The sequence below is a fragment of the Pseudomonas sp. Sample_9 genome (assembly GCF_004307535.1).
Classification (GTDB): Bacteria; Pseudomonadota; Gammaproteobacteria; order Pseudomonadales; family Pseudomonadaceae; genus Aquipseudomonas; species Aquipseudomonas mercuritolerans.
Genome location: NZ_RAZO01000500.1, coordinates 1 through 2,156 on the forward strand (window position 1 = coordinate 1; position 2,156 = coordinate 2,156).

The following is a 2,156-nucleotide window of genomic DNA, read 5'->3' on the forward strand; positions in this document are numbered from 1 at the left end:
TGCTCGGCCATCGCCCGGGTCGAGTCCTCGGTCAGGAACAGGCCCAGCAACCAGTGCGACAACAGATAACCCAGCACAATCAGGCCACCGGTCAGGCACACATTGATCAACAGCCCGGTGCGCAGGATCGGCCCCATGCGTTGCAGATGCCCGGCGCCGATGGCCTGGGCGCCGAGAATCGACGCGGTGATCGCAATCGACAGCGCAGGGAATTGCACATAGTTGACGATCTGGGTGACTGCGCCATAGGCCGCCGTCGCTTGCGAGCCGTGCTGGTTGACCAGTGCCAGAATCACCAGCTCCGATAACGACAGCACGATCATCTGCACGCCGGTTGGCAGGCCGATGCGCAGGACCTTGCCGAGAATGACCCGGTCCAGTCGCAGCGCGGCAAAGAACTCTCGATCCGGCGCCAGCGGATGGCCCTTGCGAATCAGCCGCCAGGCCAGCCACGCCATCGCCGACAGATTCCCCGCCAGCCCGGCATACGCCGCGCTCTGAATGCCCAATGGCGGCAAACCCAGCCAGCCGCGAATCAACGCCGGCGTCAGCGCCAGCCCCACGGCGGTGGACACGATCAGCGCGAGCAGTGGCGACAGCGTATCGCTGACACCACGCAGCAATTGGGTGAACAGCACGAATACCAGTAGCGATGGCAGAATCCACAACATGACGTGGGCGTAGTCCACCGCGTCGTCGAGTACATCCATCGGCGTGCCCAGCCCAGTCAGTGCCTGGCGCGCGAACACTGTGCCGAGCACTGCGGCAACCAGACCGATCAACACCCCCAGCAGCAACGTCGCCCCGGCGATCGCCTTGACCATATGCGTTTCGCGCGCGCCCCACGCCTGGCCAATCAACACGCCCGCGCCAGCACCAAGGCCGATGACCAGGGCGATGAAAAAGAATACGACGGGGAACATGCCGGACACTGCCGCCAGCGCTTGAGTGCCGAGCATCTGGCCGATGTAGATGCTGTTGACCGTCCCGGACATCGATTGCAGGAAGTTCGACAGCACCATCGGCGCGAGAAACAGCAGATAGGTTTGCCAGAGCGGTTTGGCGAAGGTGGCGCTTTGCATTGAATGGAGGTCCATCTCGACGGCGGCAGGCCTGATTGACGATAGCTTCGGTGAGTTGCGTGCAGCGTGCAATCAACATTTCCAGACGGTGTTGATTGTCTGTTTTGCATTTGTGTAAATGCCGTGCATCGCTTTGTGTCAGTGTTGCGGCTGTGGTAAATCAGCGACTCTGTCGACACGTACTATTGAGGCTCGGTTCATGCGTAACGTTGCAAATTTTCTGCTTGGCTCCCTCCTCGCTCTGTCGGCCGCCTACGCTCAGGCGGCCGAACCCGCAGCGGCGCCTGCTTCATTGAAACCGCTACTGGCCACTTTGAATGAACGCCTGAGCATCGGTGATCTGGTTGCGTTGACCAAATGGGACAGCGGCAAGCCTATTCAGGACAGCCCGCGCGAGGCGCAGGTCATCGCCAATGCCCGAACTCTGGCCACCGAACACAAACTCGATCCGGACGACGTCGCGCAACTGATCGCCGCACAGATGGAAGCGAACAAACTGGTGCAATACGGTCTGCTCGCGCAATGGCAAGCGGCAGGTGCTGCACCGGACACACCGCGTCCGGATCTGGGCAAACAGATCCGCCCGCGCCTGGATGAACTGCAAAAGCGCTTGTTGCAGCAGTACGCCGCCTTCGCGCCCTATCGCCAGGATCCGAATTGCCCAGCATGGCTGGCCGATGTCCGCAACGGTCTGGCCGCCGATTTGCTGCACGACCTGGCGCTGATTCGTGCCAGCGGCGAGTTGTGCATCCGGGCAAAAGCGCTCTGAATCAACGCTCCTGGCAAACATCATCGGCGTCGATGTTCACCATCACGTCAATGAAGTTCTCATAAAAACTGCGCGGCGTAACATCGGCTCCAGATAAACAAACAACTTTCTGGAGCACACGATCATGAAACGCCAAACCCTTCTCGGCATCGCTTTCTCGGTTTTCGCAGTTAACGCTTTTGCAGTAACGCCTGCTCACACCCTGGTCGCTGAAGGCGGCTCGGACAAGCTGATCGAAAGCCGTCTGGCTGAAGGTGGTTCGGATCGTCTGCTCGAACGCCGTGTTGCCGAAGGTGGTTCGGATC

2 protein-coding genes and 1 pseudogene are annotated in these 2,156 nt (G+C 60.4%); 2 read left to right on the forward strand and 1 reads right to left on the reverse strand.

Features of this window, described 5'->3' with window-relative positions; all coding sequences use genetic code 11:
- A partial coding sequence (locus tag D6877_RS28500; protein ID WP_130912850.1) for an MATE family efflux transporter occupies positions 1-1,082 on the reverse strand: 1,082 nt, incomplete at its 3' end.
- A 199-nt stretch (positions 1,083-1,281) separates the two neighbouring features.
- Here D6877_RS28500 and D6877_RS28505 point away from each other — a divergent pair.
- Both D6877_RS28505 and D6877_RS30140 read left to right on the forward strand, forming a co-directional pair.
- Positions 1,282-1,851, forward strand: coding sequence for a chorismate mutase (locus D6877_RS28505; RefSeq protein ID WP_130912851.1), 570 nt, complete (start codon positions 1,282-1,284; stop codon positions 1,849-1,851).
- 124 nt (positions 1,852-1,975) lie between these two features.
- Positions 1,976-2,156, forward strand: a pseudogene (locus D6877_RS30140) (hypothetical protein); the annotation flags it as partial.

Bases quoted from the DNA above. Each gene is read 5' to 3' on its own strand.
- D6877_RS28505 (WP_130912851.1), top strand. From the start codon at position 1,282: ATGCGTAACGTTGCAAATTTTCTGCTTGGCTCCCTCCTCGCTCTGTCG.